17 protein-coding genes, 1 other RNA gene and 2 pseudogenes are annotated in these 20,950 nt (G+C 55.9%); 9 read left to right on the top strand and 11 right to left on the bottom strand.

What is annotated here, in order from left to right; translation table 11 throughout:
- Positions 1–134: 134 nt before the first annotated feature.
- The 4 genes from A0U92_RS05760 to A0U92_RS05745 are packed head-to-tail and all read right to left on the bottom strand — an operon-like array spanning position 135 to position 5,425.
- Positions 135–884 carry an ATP12 family chaperone protein gene (locus A0U92_RS05760; RefSeq protein WP_077812395.1) on the bottom strand — a complete coding sequence of 250 codons (750 nt, stop codon included), beginning with the start codon at positions 882–884 and terminating at the stop codon, positions 135–137.
- Positions 881–3,046 (bottom strand): AsmA family protein, encoded by a 2,166-nt coding sequence (locus A0U92_RS05755; RefSeq protein ID WP_236748288.1) that lies wholly within the window; start codon positions 3,044–3,046, stop codon positions 881–883. Before A0U92_RS05755 ends, A0U92_RS05760 begins: the two co-directional genes overlap by 4 nt.
- 2 nt (positions 3,047–3,048) lie before the next feature.
- Positions 3,049–4,023, bottom strand: coding sequence for an RluA family pseudouridine synthase (locus A0U92_RS05750; protein WP_077812393.1), 975 nt, complete (start codon positions 4,021–4,023; stop codon positions 3,049–3,051).
- A 13-nt stretch (positions 4,024–4,036) separates the two neighbouring features.
- Positions 4,037–5,425, bottom strand: a complete 1,389-nt coding sequence (locus tag A0U92_RS05745) for a replication-associated recombination protein A (RefSeq protein ID WP_077812392.1) — start codon at positions 5,423–5,425, stop codon at positions 4,037–4,039.
- A gap of 149 nt (positions 5,426–5,574) precedes the next feature.
- Between A0U92_RS05745 and A0U92_RS05740 the strand changes: the two genes are divergently transcribed.
- Positions 5,575–5,904, top strand: coding sequence for a DMT family transporter (locus A0U92_RS05740; RefSeq protein WP_077814278.1), 330 nt, complete (start codon positions 5,575–5,577; stop codon positions 5,902–5,904).
- Between the two features lie 103 nt (positions 5,905–6,007).
- Here A0U92_RS05740 and A0U92_RS05735 read toward each other — a convergent pair whose 3' ends face one another.
- The 5 genes from A0U92_RS05735 to A0U92_RS18480 form a co-directional block, all read right to left on the bottom strand.
- Positions 6,008–6,400 carry a VOC family protein gene (locus A0U92_RS05735; protein WP_077812391.1) on the bottom strand — a complete coding sequence of 131 codons (393 nt, stop codon included), beginning with the start codon at positions 6,398–6,400 and terminating at the stop codon, positions 6,008–6,010.
- A 133-nt stretch (positions 6,401–6,533) separates the two neighbouring features.
- Positions 6,534–8,225, bottom strand: coding sequence for a fumarate hydratase (locus A0U92_RS05730; protein WP_077812390.1), 1,692 nt, complete (start codon positions 8,223–8,225; stop codon positions 6,534–6,536).
- 42 nt (positions 8,226–8,267) lie between these two features.
- On the bottom strand, positions 8,268–8,798 hold the full coding sequence (locus A0U92_RS05725) for an SspB family protein (protein WP_077812389.1): 531 nt from the start codon (positions 8,796–8,798) through the stop codon (positions 8,268–8,270).
- 175 nt (positions 8,799–8,973) lie between these two features.
- Positions 8,974–9,300, bottom strand: a transfer-messenger RNA (tmRNA) gene (ssrA, locus tag A0U92_RS05720).
- A gap of 227 nt (positions 9,301–9,527) precedes the next feature.
- Positions 9,528–11,081, bottom strand: a complete 1,554-nt coding sequence (locus A0U92_RS18480; protein ID WP_149026386.1) for a globin-coupled sensor protein — start codon at positions 11,079–11,081, stop codon at positions 9,528–9,530.
- A 654-nt stretch (positions 11,082–11,735) separates the two neighbouring features.
- Here A0U92_RS18480 and A0U92_RS05705 point away from each other — a divergent pair.
- From A0U92_RS05705 to A0U92_RS05670, 8 genes and pseudogenes are all read left to right on the top strand, one after another.
- Positions 11,736–12,674, top strand: a complete 939-nt coding sequence (locus A0U92_RS05705) for an AraC family transcriptional regulator (protein WP_187668876.1) — start codon at positions 11,736–11,738, stop codon at positions 12,672–12,674.
- Positions 12,675–13,290: 616 nt separating this feature from the next.
- Entirely contained in the window at positions 13,291–14,199 is a 909-nt protein-coding gene (thyX, locus tag A0U92_RS05700; protein WP_077814277.1) for an FAD-dependent thymidylate synthase, read from the top strand.
- Positions 14,192–14,431, top strand: a complete 240-nt coding sequence (locus tag A0U92_RS05695) for a hypothetical protein (RefSeq protein WP_077812385.1) — start codon at positions 14,192–14,194, stop codon at positions 14,429–14,431. Before thyX ends, A0U92_RS05695 begins: the two co-directional genes overlap by 8 nt.
- Before the next feature lie 133 nt (positions 14,432–14,564).
- A complete protein-coding gene (locus tag A0U92_RS05690) occupies positions 14,565–15,755 on the top strand; it encodes an MFS transporter (RefSeq protein ID WP_077812384.1) in 1,191 nt (396 codons plus the stop codon).
- A gap of 178 nt (positions 15,756–15,933) precedes the next feature.
- Positions 15,934–16,815: pseudogene (locus A0U92_RS05685) on the top strand (GTP-binding protein); the annotation flags it as partial.
- Positions 16,816–16,854: 39 nt separating this feature from the next.
- Positions 16,855–17,187: pseudogene (locus tag A0U92_RS17700) on the top strand (DUF6525 family protein).
- Positions 17,156–17,890: a hypothetical protein gene (locus A0U92_RS05675; protein WP_077812383.1), complete on the top strand. Its 735-nt coding sequence runs from the start codon at positions 17,156–17,158 to the stop codon at positions 17,888–17,890. The pseudogene A0U92_RS17700 and the gene A0U92_RS05675 overlap by 32 nt, the downstream one beginning before the upstream one ends.
- A gap of 1 nt (position 17,891) precedes the next feature.
- Positions 17,892–18,341 carry a hypothetical protein gene (locus tag A0U92_RS05670; protein WP_077812382.1) on the top strand — a complete coding sequence of 150 codons (450 nt, stop codon included), beginning with the start codon at positions 17,892–17,894 and terminating at the stop codon, positions 18,339–18,341.
- Between the two features lie 79 nt (positions 18,342–18,420).
- On the opposite strand, the gene A0U92_RS05665 is transcribed toward A0U92_RS05670, so the two are convergent.
- Both A0U92_RS05665 and A0U92_RS05660 read right to left on the bottom strand, forming a co-directional pair.
- A complete protein-coding gene (locus A0U92_RS05665; RefSeq protein ID WP_408736100.1) occupies positions 18,421–19,965 on the bottom strand; it encodes a trypsin-like peptidase domain-containing protein in 1,545 nt (514 codons plus the stop codon).
- A 332-nt stretch (positions 19,966–20,297) separates the two neighbouring features.
- Positions 20,298–20,732 (bottom strand): nucleoside deaminase, encoded by a 435-nt coding sequence (locus tag A0U92_RS05660; protein ID WP_077814275.1) that lies wholly within the window; start codon positions 20,730–20,732, stop codon positions 20,298–20,300.
- Positions 20,733–20,950: the final 218 nt, after the last annotated feature.

Genomic DNA, 20,950 nt, shown 5'->3' with positions numbered 1-20,950 from the left:
GGATATTGAAAAATATAAGAATTTTACTGATTCTTTTTTCGTGAAAAAAAGCAGGTTCCGGCAAGAGTTTTCTTCGATATCGTATTTCTAATAAACGGTTTTTTTAAAAACAGTATCTTACGCAATGCCGTTTATTAAGCTTCTGAGAGCGCAACAAACCGGACCGCATCCGATACATCGGCGCTCATTGTCGCAATACGGTCCAGATGCGCCATATCTTCACCCCAGCGTTCCATTTGCGCCCGCTCGTCCAGTGTGGCGATATTGACGGCGCGATCGGTATCCAGACGGCCATCAATCACAGCCAGTCCCAGCGTCAGACTGCCAAGAGCCGGAACGCACACGCCTAATGCAGCCAGAACCGCATCACTGCGCCCTGACAGAATCTGTTTCAGCTTTTCCAGAGAGGCTGTCGGCTGAAGAACAGGCATCAGCCCCTGTGTCACGATCAGCGAGACGCCATAGGTCCCACATAGCCAGTCCAGCCATGGCTGCCACAATTCTTCCTGCCTGACGCTCAGAGGATCAGAAGAGTTGGCCCGATAGCAGAGAAGATCATGTTCGCCATAACCGGCCAGCGTATCGACCGAATGCTGGCGGTCGGGTGTGACGCGCTCGATCATGGCGCCCGCAATGCGGGTGAGGGGCAGATCTTCCGCTGCAAAGCGTTTTTGCGGATCATCCATTCCCGCAGCCTGCCATTCGGCGGCCAGAGCTTCGGCCAGTGCATGAGAATGTACCCGCAACACCTCACGCCCCGGAAGCCGCACTGGCTTGCCGTCCAGCAGGACAGCAAAATCGCCGTCCATCGGCTCTATGGTCGCCTGCGTCCAGAAGCGCCGACGGGGCGCAGGGCCGTCAGACGGGAACTTCTTTTCGCTCATCGCAGGAGACCTTTCAGCATGTTCATGATGCCGCCTGCCTTGTTGGCCGCTGGTGGGGCGGCGGCAGGCCCTGAAGAACCTTCCCGCGCCGTGGCCAGAAGATCGGGACACTGATCACCTGTATCGCTGGAGCCGCCAATCGAAATGGCGAACCGTCCGTCAGCGCCGGGTTCAAGTCTTGGCTGTGGGGTGTCTACCGTGCCGGTCACGGCGACAGGGGACGAAGCCGACGCACCACCCACGCCGATGCGAGGGAACAGATGCAGATCAAGAGCTCCGTTAGGAAGTTTTACGGTGCCATGACCTGTCAGAGACAGCAGATCGGCTTCCAGTCCCAGTCGTCCGATCGTCGCCACACCATCGGCGAGCTGTAGATGTGCTCCAAAGCAGCGGAGAGCGAGGGTGCCCCGCATGGGAATATTACGCCCCAGAATGGCTTCGAGGGCTTTCCCGTCCACCCGGCCGCCAACCATCGACAGGCCGGCATGACCGGTCGCGGTCTGCTCCCACTCATCGAGCCCCGCGCCATCAGCCGTTACACTGCCAACCACCTGCATGGAACCGTTGACGAGAGGAGGCATACCGGTCGAGGTCTGCACCATCTGGGTGGGCAAAACAAACGGGGCAGCGGTGATCGTGAGACGCGGCACAGCTCCGGACGCGTCATATATGATGCGTCCGGACTGGGCGATGCCCTGTGTGTTGCCGGTGCCGTTTCCGTGCAGGGGATCGATAGTCAGTTTCTGGCCGCTGACCACGACATGCGCGGAGACAGCTTCCCACGCGACGGACTGCCAGCTCATTCTCCGGGCGCTGACATCCAGTATCGCGTCGGACGTCCTGAGCAGCGCTGCCGGATCAGCTTTTTCCAGCACGCCCAGAGGTGCGGAGCTGGTCATATGACCATCGACCCTGAGCCCCTGAAACCCCGGCTTTCCCGCGCCAAATGTCAGGGCCGGGAGAGCGCCATGGACGTCGAGAGAGGTCTTGCCTCCGCCCGCCACGCCATCCACCGTAATGGACGCGTCTCCCTGGCCAAGTGACAATGTCACAGGCATGGGTGAAACATCCGGCGTGCGAAGCGCCTGCGTCGTCTGGGCAAGTGTGCCGAGGGTTCCGTGCACCGTGACAGGCTGCGTATCCAGCTGACCAGTCAGGGAAACGGCGACGCGCTGATCAGTATCGTCCGCGTCAAGAGTGACAGCGCTTGTCCTCAGGCCGCTCATCAGACGATCAAGGCTGGTGGGCCCCGCACGCAGATGCAGCATCCTCAAGGAAGGGTCACGCCCGCTGCCGGTAATGCCTGCCTGCAGGGAGACCGCTGTTGCATCGGGAAGACCGGCGTTGGGGAAAACCGTTTCCAGATCACGTAACTGACCGATCGTGCCGTTGATCTGGAGATCGTAACCTGCATCGTGCAGAGGGTCGGCGACCACGCCGCCAATCTGGATCTGTCCCGCCTTACGTTTATCTGCCGACAGGGTGGCGGACAGGTTGAGAGGCCACGGCTGTCCTTCGATGGGAGGCAGCGGACCGGTCGTGCCGCTGAGAGTGAAACCACCCTTGCCGTGATGACCACGCACGTCGATTTTCGACATCGTTCCGTCAAGGCCGGTCAGGTCCACGCGATCGAGATCAGCCGCACCGGTGATATGGTTCCGCTCATCGTTCCACGCCGCCGCTCCATCGCGGAGATGCAGAGAGGCAACGGCCAGATTCCAATGCTGCTGACCACCCGAAGACGATCCGTTACCCGCGCTTGAGGAGGCTTGCGGCGTCAGAATCCAGTTGGCGATTCCGTCCGGTGTGCGTTCAAGCGTCAGATGCGGATCGGACAGGCTGACATCGTCCAGTACAACCCGATGATGGAACAGCGGCGAAATCGCCAGCCGCGCCCGCACTTCATTGGCCGTGAACATCTCGCGGTTCGGGCTGCCGGGGATATTGGACAGGCCGACGCCCTGCGCACTGATCCATGGATAGGGCAGAAGCCAGACATGCAGCGAATCAATGCGCAGCGTCCTGCCTGTCTGGTGTTCGACGGCCTCGGCAAGACGTGTCCGCATCCAGTCGGCGTCCGTGAACGCCGAGGCCAGAACCGTACCGCCCAGCAGTATGGCGATTCCGCCGACAGCGAGACCAAGCTTCGTCTTGAATTTCATGCTCATCTCCTGCGGGGAGCCGGGGTTGAGCCGGCCGTAAAGCCGAGCGCTCGGAAGGTTTCTTTCATGTGGGGCGGCAGTTCGGCGCTGACTTCCAGCCATCCGCCCGCCGGATGCGGCAGGACGAGGCTTCGTGCGTGCAGATGCAGACGATCGGTGAAGCCGTCGACATGCGCTTTGTCGCCACCATATTTCGGATCACCGAGAATGGGCGTGCCCAGTGATTCACAATGAACACGAAGCTGATGGGTGCGTCCGGTGAGAGGCGAAAGTCCCAGCCACGAGAACTTGCGCGCCGCGGAATCCAGCACTTCATAGTCAGTGCGGGCGGACTGTGCGTCTTCATCGTTACGGTCGGCGGCGATGGTGATCGAACCCGGACCTGCGCCAAGACGGGCCAGAGGCTGGTCGATCTCGCCGGACATCGGGTCAGGACGCCCGACAACGACAGCCCAGTAGGTCTTTTTCACATCGCGACCACGGAAAGCCGCCGCCAGTTTCGCGGCGACGCCCGGCGTGCGAGCGAGCAGCAGCAGGCCGGAAGTGTCACGGTCAATACGATGGACAAGGCGGGGACGCGGGTCATCACCCTCACGCAGACCGTCCAGCATCATGTCCACGTGCTGTGTGATGCCGGGACCACCCTGTGTCGCCAGACCGGACGGCTTGTTCAGCACGATGATCTGCGGGTCCGAGTAGATCACCATCTTCCGGATTTCGCTGGCCAGCTTGGGATTCAGCGTCTTCGGAACATCGCGGGCAGGCTTGGCGGCCATGGGAATGGGCGGCACGCGCACGGATTGCCCCGGAACGAGGCGCGTGCTGGCCTCAGCCCGCTTGCCGTCCACGCGGATCTGCCCCGTGCGGCAGAGTTTCTGCAACGCGCCCTGCGTCAGATGGGGGTAGTGGCGACGGAAATACCGGTCAAGGCGAATGTCCGCCTCATCTTCACTGACCGTCAACAGGGTCACACTCATACTCTTCCGCGCCTCACGATTGCTTGCCGTCTTCTGCGCGGCTTGCCCTTATTCCGGCCCATGTGTCCAGTCTGCGACGCACTTCCCGTTCAAAGCCGAGCCCTTTCGGATTGTAGAAATTCTGCCGTTTCATGCCGTCCGGAAAGTAGTTCTGGCCGGAGAAACTTTCTTCCGTGTCATGATCGTACTGATAGCCATCTCCGTAGCCGATCTCTTTCATGAGCCTGGTCGGCGCATTGAGAATATGGGCCGGAGGCATCAGGCTGCCCGTGGCTTTCGCCGCCTGTCGCGCCGCACCATAGGCTTTGTAGACGGCATTTGATTTCGGCGCGGTGCCAAGATGCACGACAAGCTGCGCCAGCGCCAGTTCACCCTCGGGCGAGCCTAATCGCTCGTAAGTCTCCCATGCGGCAATGGCGAGTGGCAGGGCGGAAGGATCGGCCATTCCGACATCTTCAGCCGCAAAGCGGGTCAGGCGACGGGCAATGTAGCGAGGGTCTTCGCCGCCTTCGAGCATACGCGCATACCAGTAAAGGGCCGCATCCGGGTCAGAGCCACGCAGGGACTTGTGCAGAGCGGAGATGAGATTGTAGTGTTCTTCGCGGTCCTTGTCGTACAGCACCGCGCGCTTGGCCAGAATGCGCGCCAGTTCCTGCGGATCGAGCGGTTTTTCCGTCTTCAGACTGAGAATCTGCTCGACCATGTTCAGCAGGTAACGGCCATCGCCATCCGCCATGGCGCGCAGGGTGGCGCGGGCGGATTCGGTCAGCGGCAGGGTACGTTGCGTCTCTTCTTCTGCCCGGACCAGCAGGGCCTCCAGCGCGGGATCGTCCAGACGACGCAGCACCATGACCTGACAGCGTGACAACAGCGCAGAATTCAGGGCGAAGGACGGATTTTCCGTCGTTGCCCCAACGAGCACAATGGTGCCGTTTTCCACTACAGGCAGAAATCCGTCCTGCTGGGCGCGGTTGAAGCGGTGGATTTCGTCCACGAACAGCAGGGTGCCACGTCCGGCTTCGGCAAAGCGTCGCGCTTCATCGAAAGCTTTTTTGAGGTCCGCCACACCGGAAAAGACGGCGGAAAGCTGAACAAAACGCAGGTTGGCGGCCTTGGCGAGCAGTCTGGCGATCGTGGTCTTGCCCACACCGGGACCGCCCCAGAGAATGAGGCTGGCCAGCGTGCCACGTTCCAGCATCAGCGTCAGAGCGCCAGCAGGGCCAAGCAGTTGCTGTTGACCCACGACATCATCCAGCGTGGTCGGGCGTAGCCTGTCGGCAAGAGGTTGTGTGGAGGCGTGCCCTCGGCCTGCATGGGGGCTTCCCGATCCGGTGGTGTCCGTGACACTGCCGCCGAACAGGTCATTGCCTGATTCAGGTGGGGGCTCACGCCGCGCTGTCATGACTGGTCTCCCTGCCGTTCATCCTTCGTTCATAGCGCGGCTGGCATCCGGATGCGACCTTGTGCGCTGGTTATTGTGAGCGGGACTGGTCGAGAGTGTCATCAGAAGGCATGATCGTTACAGAGTCATATCATGGAGCAGATGGGTTCATGCCTTATTTTCAGCTGATCATTGCGATCTGCGCCGAAGTGCTTGCCACCTCCTGTCTGAAGGCGGCTGAAGGGTTCAGTCGGCCTATACCGTCTCTGGTGACGCTCGTCGGATATGGAGTAGCGTTTTATTTTCTGTCGCTCGCGCTGCAGACGATTCCCACTGGTACGACCTATGCCATCTGGTCCGGCGTGGGCGTAGTACTGGTCACGATCATCGCCTGGGTGGTGCAGGGACAGAAACTCGATGCAGCAGGTCTGGTCGGCATGGGGCTGATCGTTGCGGGTGTTCTGGTGATCAACCTGTTTTCAAAAAATTCGGCTCACTGACTCTTCTCCGGTTATTGGAAGGAATGTCTTCCCGGCGTTCCTACTGGATGCAAAACCCAACCAGAACCTTACAAACCAGCACCAGAGACGCAAACAGCGAGATCTATCCCTGATAGGATGCGATCTCGACCAGATTCTGGTCCGGGTCGTGGCAGTAGACTGATGTCACCGGACCAAGCGCTCCCAGACGGGCAACCGGGCCTTCGACGACCTCCACACCGCACCCCCTGAGATGGTCGATGACATCCTCGCTGGCGACGGCTGCAATGAAGCACAGGTCATTGGTGCCGCAGGAAGCGAACTGCGCGGTCTCCCACCCCTCCATGCCTTCCGGACGCAGGTTGATCTTCTGACCACCGAATTTCAGCGCCGTACGGTTATGACGCCCATACTCTTCACGTTCCATGCCAAGAACGCGCTGATACCAGGACGCCGAGACCTCAATATCACGGACAGTGAGAACAACGTGGTCCAGTCGATCAACGGTGAAGCGCATGAGACAATGCCTTACTCTGAAGCGTATCCGCCTTGCGACACCGAGGACATGGCGTCGCTTCCGTAGCGTCTATTGAACGGCGTTACCCGAGGAAAGCAAGCCCTCCCCCGGCACAGAGCGGATTATCGACAGATCAGGTCAGGCCGGCGTAGAAGTCGTCGCCCTTGTCATCAATCACGATGAAGGCAGGGAAATTCTCGACTTCGATCTTCCAGACCGCCTCCATGCCCAGTTCCGGATATTCCAGCACCTCGACCTTGCGGATACAGTCCTTGGCCAGACGCGCCGCAGGACCACCGACCGAACCGAGATAGAAGCCGCCATAGGTCTGGCAGGCATCTTTTACGGCCTTGGAGCGGTTACCCTTGGCCAGCATAACATAGGAACCACCAGCTTTCTGGAATTCGGCGACATACGAATCCATACGACCTGCCGTCGTCGGACCAAAGGAGCCAGTCGGCATGCCCGCCGGGGTTTTGGCCGGACCGGCGTAATAGACCGGATGGTCCTTGAGATACTGCGGCAGCCCCTCGCCCTTCTCCAGCCGTTCCTTGAACTTGGCGTGGGCGATATCACGCGCCACGACCATCGTGCCGGTCAGCGACAGGCGTGTCTTGACGGGATATTTCGACAGTTCCTTGCGGATCTCGTCCATCGGACGGTTGAGGTCGATATTGACCGCTTCGCCTTCCAGATGCTCGTCCGTCGTCTCGGGCAGGAAACGGGCGGGATCATGCTCAAGCTGCTCAAGGAACACGCCTTCCGCTGTGATCCTGGCCTTGGCCTGACGGTCCGCCGAGCAGGAGACGCCGATACCAACCGGGAAGGACGCGCCATGACGCGGCAGACGCACCACGCGCACATCGTGGCAGAAATACTTGCCGCCAAACTGCGCGCCGATACCAAGCTTCTGGGTCAGCTTCAGGACTTCCGCTTCCATCTCCTTGTCACGAAACGCCTGTCCATTCTCGTTACCCGTTTCAGGCAGCGAGTCGTAATAATGCGTGGAGGCCATCTTGACGGTCTTGAGCGTCTGTTCGGCGGACATACCGCCCAGCACGATAGCGAGATGATAGGGTGGGCAGGCTGACGTGCCGAGTGTGCGGAGTTTGGTCTCCAGCCACTTCAGAAGCGTCTCCTTGTTGAAAATCAGCGCCCGCGTTTCCTGAAACAGGAACGTTTTGTTGGCCGAACCACCACCCTTGGCGACGAAAAGAAGATCGTATTCCTCGGGGTGATAGTCACCCGGATTGGCGGCGATATCCACCTGCACAGGCAGATTGGTGCCTGTGTTCTTCTCGTCGAAGATCGTCAGCGGCGCCATCTGCGAATAGCGCAGGGCAGTGGTTGTGTAGGTCTTATAAACACCGCGTGCGAAGGCTTCGTCGTCATTGCCCTCGACCCAGACACGCTGGCCTTTCTTGCCGACCACAATGGCCGTGCCGGTGTCCTGACACATCGGCAGCGCGCCACCAGCGGCGATGCAGGCGTTTTTCAGCAGGTCGAGCGCGACAAACCGGTCATTATCGGATGCTTCCGGATCCTTGAGGATGTTGGCGAGCGACTGGAGATGCGAGGGTCGCAGGAGATGGGCGATATCGTTGAAGGCCTCCGCCGCCAGCGCGGACAGGGCTTCCGGCTCGACATGCAGAATGGTCTTGTCACCGATCTTCGATGTGCTGACCCCGCCGATATCGAGTTTGCGGTAGGGGGTTTCATCCCTGCCCAGCTGAAACAGCGGGGCATAGGAAAAATCCCTGATCGCCGGCGTCTTGGACGCAGCCTTCTGCGCCGGAGCTTTTGGCGCGGTGGTGTCAGCAGTCATCGTCTCAGTCTCCGATCGGGCATCCGGGCGAGGTTTGCGACCTCAGCTCGGCTTTGGACCCTTTTTACGAAAAGCATCGAGACTCACGACGGCGGCGTCCGTGTTCGGCGCCAAATCTTCTGGCGCCGCTTCTGGAGCTATTTCCGCGTTCTCTGCTTCGTCATGCGCTTTTTCTCCGGGGTTGAAGCGCATTGAAAGCTGGATATGCGGATCCGCGAAGCCGGTCATGGCCGCCACCGGAACCGTGAGTATCGATCCGACTCCTCCGAAAGACAGTCCAACCGAGACGCAGCGCTGTTCACGGTCCACTTTCAGATCCCAGAACTGGTGCTGCAACACGATCGTCATCTCATGCGGATACTGGGCGCGCAGACGCGATGGAATATCCACGCCCGGCCAGTCGGTCCGGAAAGACAGATAGAAATGATGGCCGCCTGCAAGCCCTTCACGGCTCACATGTTCGAGCGCACGCAGCATGACATCGCGGTAGGCGTCTTCCATCCAGACGTCATACGGCAGCATGCTCTCCGGCAGGTCGCCGCCCGGTCCGCTGCCATCCTGATTGTCGGTCATGGAAAAATCCCCTGTCTTCTGCCCGCTTTAGGGTGTGCCGCCTGTGCACCACACCTGTCCCGTAAAAGATTATCTCGGCGGCATGGATGAGGCAAAGACAGAAGGAAGGCAAGCCACCTACATCACTCTGTGGTCACAGAGAGGTGAAGCTCATTGAGTGGATTATTCTCCGAGGTGGGAGGGCTTCTGTTGCCCGGTGCCCTCCCGAACCGCGCTTATCGCTTATGCAGCGACAGCGAGCACCTCTGAGTTATCGTTGGCACTTGTAAGTTAGCCCGATGACGGCGGTACAATGCCGGGCAAAAGGAAAGTCTTTACCACGCGTGTCGAGCCTGTTTCGTCCCCACAATCCCGGACTGGCCGGGAGTTTTCATGGTGGAGACGCCGGGTACCGCCCCCGGGTCCACAACGCTTATTCCAAATTCCGTTTATCGCCATAGCCAAGGGCCGAAACCCTCCTGCACTCATGAAGATAGGGGTATGCATCACCTTCCGCAAGGTCTTTCTACGACGTGTCTTTGTTAAGCCGAATGATGACCGAAACGCATTGGGAGCCTGCGAGTAACTTTTTTCTCTGGTCATAGCTGATCGTGGTGGCTTGCTATAATCCGGAACCATTAAAACGATCATTCGACAGGATCTCATTGGCTATAAAAGCGAAGTCTGTTTTCCTTTACCTCATTCCGATTGGTTTCTGCGCACTGACCAACATGCTCCACACACTGTTTCTCAGAATGACAGAGCGTGCGTTTCCAACATATTGCTGAATTTTTCCGACGTTTTGTTATCCATCAGATGAAACGTACCGAGCATGGCGCTAAGCTCCCTGACTTCAACGGCAAGATTACGACTGGCCGCTGAAGTCTGCTCGACCATGGTCGCGTTTTGCTGCGTGTTATGATCAATCGTGGCAACGGCTTCATTAATGTCCTGCAACCCTTTGGCCTGTCCGCACGTAGCTTCCACAATCGCCGAGATATGAGCGTTGATTTCCGTTACATCTCCAACAATGGATTTCAGAACAGCGCCAGTCTCGCCTACCAGCGTCACGCCAGAACGGACCTCTTCGCGCGACTGCGTAATGAGAGTCTTGATCTCTTTGGCTGCGCTAGCCGAACGCTGGGCCAGCACTCTTATTTCTGTAGCAATCACAGCAAATCCCCGTCCAGTCGTTCCCGCACGGGCGGCCTCCACTCCCGCATTCAGCGCCAGAAGATTTGTCTGAAAAGCGATTTCATCCATCATATCCATGATACTGCCAATCGCTTCAGATGAGCGTTCAATTGCACCCATGGTATCCATGGCCTTCTGCACAACGGCCTCGGATTGCTCGGCACCGCGCCTGGATCGCTCAACCAGACTACCGACATCTTCGGCGCGCTGAGCCGTCGCACGCACCATGACCGTGATCTGATCCAGAGACGCAGCCGTTTTCTCAATGGAAGAGGCCTGTTGCGCTGTGCGTTGCGCAAGGTCTTCGGCAGCATGACTGATCTTACCTGTCGCTTCCTCAATAGAAATAGCGACATCCGCAACAGAGCTAAGGGAACGACGTAAAATATCAAGAGAATTATTGAAGTCGCCACGGAGAGGCTGATACGCTTTCGGAAGTTCACCCGTTATTTCACAGGTGAGATCCTTTGTGGCTACGGCCGCCATAGCCTTGCCGAAACTTCCACAAACAAGCTTTTGTTCCTCCGCAATCGCGTTGGCCTCGCCAATCTTCCTCGCCTTCTCAGCCTCATCAATATATACGGAGATCGCAAGGTCCATATCCAACAGGACAGCCTTAGCCAGACTACCAAGCGCCTTGCCGAATTCGACTGATGTCATCGCCGGCTTATTGAAAAAGCCGCTTTTAGGGAAAACCTCGGCTACGGCCGCCTGTATGAGATGATCCAGGATAATGGCGTAACCACCCATATACCATCGCGGTTCCAGACCGATCCGGGCGTGTACTCGACCTACAGTCTGGGCACGGGTTGCATAATCCTGACTGAAATCGCCATTGGAAATATTTCCCCAGTGTCCGGCCTGCGCCGCTGCCGCCCGGCTGATATCCATCTCCGACGAAAAAAACTTCATGGTTTCCGGCGTTTTGCGGACTTCAGCATAGAATTTACCGAGAGCTACTGACAGTTCCCGTTCCACCAAAGGTTTCAGTGACCGTATGGCTGCACAGTCCTGCGATGACATCTGCATGAAACGCAGACGCTCCCGCACGACCCTGTTTTCAATATTGTCATCATGTAATTCTGGTGATCCGTAATGCTGGCCAGACAAGAAATTTTTCACCTGATATACTTCCGATTGCTGTTTATTACACACATACTGTGACGATGCCGTCGCTCAACGACGGTCGGTATGGTGATCGTTACGGATAGAAACAGACCAGCATATTTCAGTAACGATCTTTTTCTGCCATAGGGATATTATGGTGCGGAACTCTCGAATACAGAAATAATCCTGTGATTTTTTAGAATAATACATACAAATACAGTCCTTACTTACTGATCCAATCCACGCTATTCAGTTAGAACGCTAATTATTTTTGAATATTTAACGCCGAAGCCATCACAGTGCAGCGCAGCAATAATTTTGCGCATATCGTTCTACTTCTGCGCAAATCGTCCTATGTCACGCTAGGACTGTTCTGCAATAAGATGAAAGAACTTAAATGTGAAAACAGCCATCAAAGATTACGTTGTCGCATCCATAATCACGATGGTCAGTATTTTAATATTCCTGCAAGTCGCGCAAAATATAGACACCATATTCACGGTGAACAGGAAACACAAACGACGATTGCGACAGGAATTTAAAATGAATGATAATTATAAAAAAATGACACTAAAAGATTTTATATGTGTCTTGTGGCCCAACTGACGATTCACTCTCATGGTCCACAGGAAAAATGCATGTATAGTGCGGACAGGCATGGACGTCACACTTTATGGAGCGGATAGCATTACAGAGTTCTTTACCCAGCGTTTTGCTCCTGTAAGAATTGAAACGGAATCCAACAACAAAATACTTGGAATGCAGGGACGCTTTGGCTCTCTCCTGGGGGTAGGTTTCAGCAGGGCAGAGTTTTCTGGCCACTTCCGTATCGCTCTCCTGATCCCGCAGGATGTAGTGTTTTTTTGCCTGCCCCTGAAAAATGTGCTGACTTTCCGGTCCGGGCGGGAAACCGTTTCCGCCTCACCCGATACGGCAGTGGCGATTGATATGATGTCCACCCCATTGCTCGAGATTCCGGATGGCTACACACATTATACGCTGTTTTTCCACCGGTCGCTACTCGTCGAACGTTTGTCGGGTCTGCTGAATCGTCCTGTCGTCAACAGTCTTGTTTTCGAATCACAGATAGCGACGAAATCCCTCTCCGCGACCGCCTTACAATCTATGCTATTTTTCGTCACGTCTTCCAGCTTTTCGGATGAACTAGGCCGGACAAGGCTGACGGCCATGCGCGTACATGAAATGCTGATCGATTTCGTACTGGAAAGCTGGCCGAATAGTTATTCGAAAGCCTTAAACCAGCCGCAACCAGTGGTCGCGCCACGGCATGTCAAGCTCGCCACCGATTTCATATGCGACAATCCTCAGAAAACCATATCTGTCTCTGAGCTAGCCATGCTAACAGGAACCAGCCTACGATCACTCCAGACCGGGTTCCGCCGGTTTCTTGGATTATCAATCACCGCCTATCAGCGCCAGATCAGACTGGAACGGGCACGGGAGGATATCCGCCGAGAACCCGGAACGCCCGTTCAGGAAATTGCACTACGCTGGGGATTTACCAATACCGGGCGCTTCACCCGCTATTTCAGGGAAGCTTATGGTATCTCTCCAGCCCGCCTTGCCAGACAGTAAACGCGCCTGACACCGCCAATCGAACAGTATGACTACGAATCATCAGGATTAAAAATAAGACGTTATTAACAGTATAACTTTTACAATAGGAATACGCGTCGCGATCAAAGTCGGACGAAACGGCCTGTTAATGATCTTTGCACTGCTCATGACATCGGGCTCAGGAGTCAATGCGGAAAATCCCTGAGATAATCAGACAGTGAATGTCTATAATCTGTCGTCGATCAAGCGTTTTAATGTGTGAAGATCGCCCTGCCTGAATACGTTTAATAACAGTTTTCCTGATTTTTTAAAGCAACATGTCGATAAGCGCTATGGTTTGACAGCGATCAGTTGGAGTACATCTTACACGAAGATAGGGTCACTTTTCGACAATCTCACCCCGGATAACTCCCACGCTGATAAGCTGTTTGACGCGAAATGGAGTACCCCATCGCATTCCTCCTTCAGTCATTGAGCCAGCAGCCCCATTTTCCTGCCAGAAAATTTTCAGGAGCATCATACTTCCTGAATGACCTTTCCTTGTCACCCAAAGCCTGTGCTAGACCCATATTCCCAACGGCTGCGGGCCTCGCAGCCACCCGATTCAGACTTCAAGACACAAGGCCGGATGACCATGCCCCTGACCGACGCCCAGCGCACCGAAATCGAAGAGCACGGTCAGACAACGGCCACGACCAAACGCCCTACCGTACCCGCGCTGGAAGAGATTCTCTTCAAGGCGCACCCGATTCTGGACCACGGTTTTGTTCGTGTCATCGACTATATGGGCGACGATGCCGCCATCGTGCAGGCCGCCCGCGTTTCCTATGGCCGAGGAACCCGCAAGGTCTCGGAAGATACCGGTCTGATCCGCTATCTGATGCGTCACCGGCACTCGACGCCGTTCGAAATGTGCGAGATCAAATTCCATATCAAGCTGCCGATTTTCATCGCGCGCCAGTGGATTCGCCATCGCACAGCCAACGTGAACGAATATTCCGCGCGCTACTCGATCCTCGACAGGGAGTTCTATCTCCCCTCCCCCGAGCACATGGCTGCCCAGAGCGTCAGCAACCGTCAGGGCCGCGGCGACGTGCTGGATGCCGAGACCGCCGCGAAGATCATGAATCTGCTGCGGGATGACGCCATTCGCTGCTACGACACCTACGAGAATCTGCTCGACACAGAGAATGGTCCGGGTCTGGCGCGTGAGCTGGCACGGATGAACCTGACGCTGAACACATACACGCAGTGGTACTGGAAAGTGGATCTACACAATCTGATGCACTTCCTGTCCCTGCGCATCGACCCACATGCGCAGTACGAAATTCGTGCCTATGCCGAAGTCATGCTGGCCATGCTCGAAGCATGGGTGCCGATCGCGGCTTCCGCGTTCAAGGAATACCGTGTCGGTGCGGTGACATTTTCCGCCACCATGGTCGCCCTGCTCCGCAAGATGCTGACCGGAGAAACCGTGACGCAGGAAAACTCCGGTCTGTCACGGCGTGAGTGGGACGAGTTCCAGACGGTGCTGCATGGCTGACGAAGCCACGATTTTCGAACCTGTCCCCAAGAAAGAGCCCGCAAAACGTCCGGTCCGAAAGCTGCCGACTTTTACGCCGTTTATTTTTGCTGCGGCTTTTCTTGTCATTGTCTGGGGTGTTCTGACGTTCGTTTTTCCACACAAATACGTCGATTTCCCGGCCTCAACGATATTGAAGAACACCCTGCAACCCGCATCGTCCGCCAGCACAGGGAACGACCCACATCAGTAGAGCCCCATGCGGAACAGCTTTCTAAAAGCTGCATCAATATTGGCATAAAATATAAACATTGTTCTTGATTATGAGTTATGGCTGAGAATGGTCCTGTGCGTGCAGGACATGCCCTGTTGATTTCAAGGACGACATGCTTTTCAAAACACTTCCCGGTTCGACGATAGTCGGTCTGTGCGCGCTCTTCGCCTGTACTTTCACCGCACTGACGAGTGAGGTTGCTCCTGTCGGGCTTCTTCTTGATATGGCGCGGGCCTTCCATATTCAGGAGGGGCAGGCAGGACTGGCGATCAGCGCCTTCGCTCTGATGGTGGCGTTCGGTGCTGTGCCGCTGACCATCGTCACGGGAAAAATGGACCGCAAGATGCTGGTGCTGCTATCTCTCGGTGGCTACATTGCGTCCAATCTCGTTGTCGCGCTAGCGCCCACATTCCTTGTTCTCTGCCTGGGGCGGATGATCGGAGGGCTCGCCCATGCGGTGCTGATGTCCGTCGTCGCGGCCTATGCAGCGCGGCTTGTGCCACCAGCCATGACTGGACGCGCCATTTCCTTTGTCTACGGCGGCACGTCTCTCGGGGCGATTCTCGGAGTGCCGGGTTCAGCGGCGATAGGTCATTTCGCCAACTGGCGCATCGCCATGTTCATCATGACAGGACTGGCGGCCCTGCTTCTGCTCTTCATCGCCATCAAGCTGCCTCCTGTCGCAGCCCCCTCCTCTGCCACGCCGGGTGGCGTACCGGCAATCCGCTCCCGCGAGGCGATCCGGAACTTCGGCCTCGTCGTGCTTGTGGACGTTGTCTTCTTCTTTGCCCACAATCTGCTCTACACGTACGTGACGCCGCTTCTGCTGCAACATGGCGTGGCTGACAACGATCTCAGCGTTGTTCTACTTGTCACGGGCAGTCTGAGCATCGTCGGACTGTGGCTGGCCAGCCTGATGGTGGATCGCCGACCTGCTCTGGGGCTGCTGTGTGCAGGCGTCCTGATGCTGGTCGGCATGGGCTTGATGTCCGGACATATCATGACTGGATGGGAGTGCGTCGTCGCCATCGCCATCTGGTGCATCGGTTTTTCAGCCATTGTGCCTTTTGTGATGTCGGGCGCCATTCGCGCCAATGCCACGCAGGCTGACGTTGCCGGGGCCGCCATCAACAGCGCAAGCAATGTGGGTATCCTGCTGGGATCAGCCACCGGCGGTCAGGTCCTGTCCCTCGCCGGGTTCGGTGTGCTGACCCCCGTATCGCTTGCAGTCGTGCTCATCGGTATCGGAATTGGCCTTGTCAGCCCGAAAGCTTTCCCCTGGAAGCTGGCGAATCATCACTGACCAGGATGAGCCATCCGGCTGTGACCACAAACCGGTATTGGATTTGGATTCACAGCTTTCCTTCAGAAGTCACCTACCTGCCTCCAACGCTGCCCTGTTCGTGATTCTGCCATGAATTATTATATTATAACATAATATGCATAATCGCTGGATCGCTATCCAGGTAAGGCAGGCCGTCATGAGCGAAAAACTTCCGGTAACCGTTCTTTCCGGCTTTCTGGGAGCTGGCAAAACCACGCTTCTCAGCCATGTTCTGAACAACCGCGAAGGCCGGAAGGTCGCCGTGATCGTCAACGACATGAGCGGCGTGAACATCGACGCCGATCTGGTGCGCGGTGGCAGCGATCTGTCGCGCACGAACGAGACGCTCGCGGACATGAGCAACGGCTGTATCTGCTGCACCCTACGTGATGACCTGCTGAAGGAAGTGCGACGGCTCTCAGAAGAAGGCCGTTTCGATTACCTGCTGATTGAATCGACCGGAATTGCAGAACCCCTGCCCGTTGCGGCGACATTCGAATTTCGTGATGAAGCCGGAGAAAGCCTGTCCGACATTGCCCGGCTCGACATAATGGTAACGGTCGTGGATGCCGTGAGCCTGCTGAAAGATTACAGTTCGACGGGCTTCCTGCATGACCGCGGCGAGACAGTAGGCGAAGACGACGAGCGGGCTCTGGTCGATCTGCTGGTTGAATAGATTGAGTTCGCTGATGTCGTGGTTCTGAACAAGGTTTCAAGCGCCACCCCGGAGCAGCGGGATGCGGCCCGCAAGATCATTCAGGCTCTGAACGCCGATGCTGACATCGTCGAGGCGGATCACGGCGTCGTTTCCTGTGCACAGATTCTGGACACTCACCGGTTCGATTATGACAAGGTCCACAAACATCCACTCTGGTACAAGGAGCTGTTCGAGTTTCAGAACCATGTGCCGGAAACCGAAGAATACGGGATCAGCAGCTTTGTCTGGCGGGCGCGGCGTCCGTTAGTGCCGGAGCGGTTCAAATTCTTCATCGACAGCGTACGGCCGGGCGTCATTCGGGCCAAAGAGCATTTCTGGCTGCTCCTTTCCCGATCTGGGAGCAGCAGGAGACGCTGGAAGATGTCTGAAAACGCCATCAGCAACGAACGGACCCTCCGCCACGAGATGTGACGTCGTTATGACGGTGATGACTGGTCGGCTTTCGATGCGTTGCCGGCCCGCATCCGCAGGCGTGTCACGGAACATGCCTATGACGCATGGTCGGTTAACCTGATGCTCCTCTGGCGACACCATAAGGGTATTTACGGCCGGACGGCACGGGCGGAACGCGCGCTGCTCCGCTATCTCGATTATTGCGAACGGCTGGAACGCGAGGCCTTCGCCGCACGCTATTGCGCAACATATGGCATGGCGCTGCCCCATGATGCGGCCAGTGTATCGATTTTGCGATAGAGCCAATCCCTTTTCAACTGTCGATCAGGTCAATGAAATACTTAAGGACAATACTTATATAGATATATTAGGTTGGAAAGACGCCTTTTCGAATGCAAAAAGCGCTGTAAAACAGGTTATGCTGCTGGGCGTCTGGGGCGATGCCTATCTGGCCACAACCAAAGCCGGAAAAGAGATCGTTATTTTCAAGGGATACCTCGGATTGCGGGATAAATTGACGGGAACACGTTATTTACGTGATCATCCAATCGTTAAAGAGGCCGGTTTTATTATCGGCAGAAAGGAAATGATCGGCGAAGCTCTGAAAGGGACCAGAATTTCCATTGTCTGCCTTGTCGCCTGGGATATCGTCCATGAGCTTCTACAAGACAAATTGGATATGACACGCTTGGGCGTCACGATACTGAGCGATATCTTTCAAACTGTTTTGGCTACTTTTGTCGGAACAGCTATTGGAATCATCCTGAGTTCATTCGGCATCCCGATAATAGTAACTTTTTCTGTTGGATTAGTGGTATCATTAGGTGTTGCTTGGGTGTTGGCCCGTTTAGACTCACAGCAGGGTGAAACTGCCAAGGCTATAGATTTCGTAAAAGAACGAGAAAATTTCAGGACAATAAATGACGTTATTATCTACCTTGAGAAAAAAGGTAGGTATATTTACTTTTATAGCGGTAAGTTTATTTATACAATTGGAAAATAAAATGAGAAATTACAAAATAATTGTCATTATTAAAGCGCCAAGAGGCAAAAAAGGAACAAAAAAGTCCGCTCAAGTGTTAATTCACCTGTTTTTCGTATCTTTATCTATTTTATTTACATGGATTGTATTCTCTGTTATTCACGGCGATTTTTTTCCTTTTATAAAAAAAATATCTAATATAAAAATGTTTCAATTTGATGGAAAAATAATTGGTATGCTATTTTTTCCTATATTTTATCTTGCTATTATAATCGCTGCCATAAGAAACAACACAAAATCCCAACCCGTGGAATCATTTCTTGTTATATTTTCTCTCTGCTTTGCAGCCTTTTTCTTTCTCTTCGGTACACCCGCCATGTTTCTCTGGGCACACTGGAACGGCTACGTTTTAGACCACTACGAAGCCACGCATCGGGGAGGATGGTATTTTTTTAAACTGGCTGGAAAATAAATCAATAAACACAAACCAAGTATTACGGCGCGATATGCTGGTCTTCTGCGCCAAAGCAGGAACAGAAGACCAGAAGTTCCTACTGTCCGTCGTCGTCGGAAGACGGCGCGCTGTTATCTGAATTACCATCCAGAGACACAGCGACAAACAGCGACTGACCATCGCGCAGAATACGCAGCATCACGGCATGACGCGCTTTCAGCGCCGCAGAAACAGCGGAAACGGCCGCAGATGGCGTCTCGACCGCCTGTTCACCAACAGCCTGAATCAGGTCGCCGGGACGCAGACCAGCCTGATCCGCCGGAGAGCCCGGCTGAACGTCCGACACCACCACGCCATGCACGGAATGATCGAGACCAAGCTGCTGGCGGATATCGCCAGTCAGCGGTTGCAGACTCACACCGATCTTCTCACCATGAGCTCCGGCACCAGCGGATGAAGCATTGCTGGCTGCAGACTGATTCACAATGTGAACAGTGAGATCTTTCGGTGTTCCGTTCCGCAGCACTGTGAGCGTGGCATCCGTTCCCGGCGCGATGGCCGCAACCTTCACCGCCAATGTGTGAGGCGTCTCAACCACTTTGCCATTCAGTTTGACGATCACATCCCCCGCCTTGACGCCGGCTTTGGCCGCAGGACTGTCAGGCGTGATGTTGGCGACAAGCGCACCCGCGGGTGGCGCATCCGGGGTCGCTGGCTTCAGGTTCAGGGCGCTCGCCATGGACTGCGAGATGACCTGAGCCTCGACGCCAAGATAACCGCGTGTCACATGACCGGTCTTCTGAAGCTGCGACACCACCGTTTTCACGGTGTCGGAAGGGATGGCGAAACCAATGCCGATCGACCCACCTGACGGCGAGAAAATGGCTGTATTCACACCGACAACCTTGCCGTCCTGTGTGATGAGCGGACCACCCGAGTTGCCCCGGTTGATCGGTGCGTCGACCTGAAAGAAGTTATCGTAAGGCCCGTCGCCGATGTCACGTCCCAGAGCGGAAACGATACCCGCCGTGACCGTGCCGCCAAGCCCGTAAGGGTTGCCCACGGCGATGACCCACTCACCTGGCTGCACATCGTCGGACTCACCGAGTTCGATAAACGGCAGCTTTCTGGTGCTGTTCAGCTTGAGCAGCGCGATATCGGTTTTCGGATCGCGACCAATGACGCGGGCCTGAAGGGTTGTGCCGTCATCGAGCGTCGCCGTGACCTTTGTCGCCCCTTTGACCACATGATTATTGGTCACGACAAAACCGTCAGCCGACAGAATGAAACCCGACCCACGAGCTTCTACAGCCTGGCGCTGCTGCTGCGGCAGCATCTGGAAGGGAAAAGGAAAGGGCAACTGCTGCATGCCCTGTTCTTCACCCTCAGCCGGGTCGGGACGGATCATCGCAGTGATGGACACGACGGCCGGTTTCACCTGTTTCACCAGCGTCACGAAATCAGGAATAGTCCGGTTCGGACTGGTCGGCTGGATGGGGCCTGGCGCATCGGCGAGAGCGGATGGAATCAGATCCGGAACGAGAGGTGATGCAAGTGCTGTGACACCGAGACCCGCCATGACGGCAGCTGTCGTCATGAAACGCTTGCGGGTCTGGCGGATCGACGAATTCTTTACTGGCATGTCTTTTCCGATAAATCCCTTGAACCGGGCCGTCTGGCGACCCTGAGCCGATGATGGTCGGAGACGGGCGAGAGAGCAATCCGTCCCCTGATACAAAAGGGAAAATGCCTGAACCTGCCGAACGCCAACCATACGGCTGGATGAAACGTCCGTTACCTCCTGCCCGTATCTTCCGCTCGCCGCATTCTCTCAGAACGGCGGAAAGAAAAGGATGCAGGCTCCGCATATTCCGGGTCCGGAAGAAAAGACACTCAGCTTGCAAGTGTTAAACTTTGGTCACACCCTGCAATCAGCCGCGCAGGCGACTGTATCCACCATCCTGCCTGACGCACTCATCGACGCAGCTTCCTGAAGAAATTTTTCAGGAGCAGGCCGTTCTCCTGCTCCCTCACGCCACCGATAATCTCGATATGACGCAGGCAGGTCGGATGGTCGATGACCCGTGGTCCATGATCAATCCCGCCGCCTTTCGGGTCATACGCGCCGAAGACAATTCGCCGCACACGAAAATGCACCGCCGCCGCCGCGCACATCGGACAAGGTTCCAGCGTGACGACCAGTGTGCAGTCGTCAAGCCGTGTCGATCCTGTGACCTGAGCCGCCTTTCGCATGGCGAGCATTTCCGCGTGGGCTGACGGATCATTCCGTTCCTCGACTTCATTGCCGGCACTGGCCAGGGGGACTCCGTTAGCGGACAGAACGACGGCTCCCACCGGAACCTCTTCTCTATGCGCGGCGGCATGGGCTTCAGCCAGCGCCAGATCCATGGCTGAAAAGGACTGAATTCCGCCAAAATTTCTGTAGCGACTGCTTGTCATCACGTTCTGTTTCAATGAGAGAGACCCAAGCGGGAATTTTTTGTGGCAGAAAAATGTCTGAGAGCGCGTTTTTAGCTTGATTCCTAGACTTTTTGTCTGTCACAGTGCGTATCACGGCCTGTAACAATTCTCCATCTCATCCGGGATGAGAGTCGGGTCGGTCGGAT

Origin of the sequence: Acetobacter aceti (assembly GCF_002005445.1) — a bacterium.
Classification (GTDB): Bacteria; Pseudomonadota; Alphaproteobacteria; order Acetobacterales; family Acetobacteraceae; genus Acetobacter; species Acetobacter aceti_B.
The sequence above is the reverse complement of the archived record's forward strand: the minus strand, read 5'-3'. Positions and strand labels throughout refer to the sequence as shown.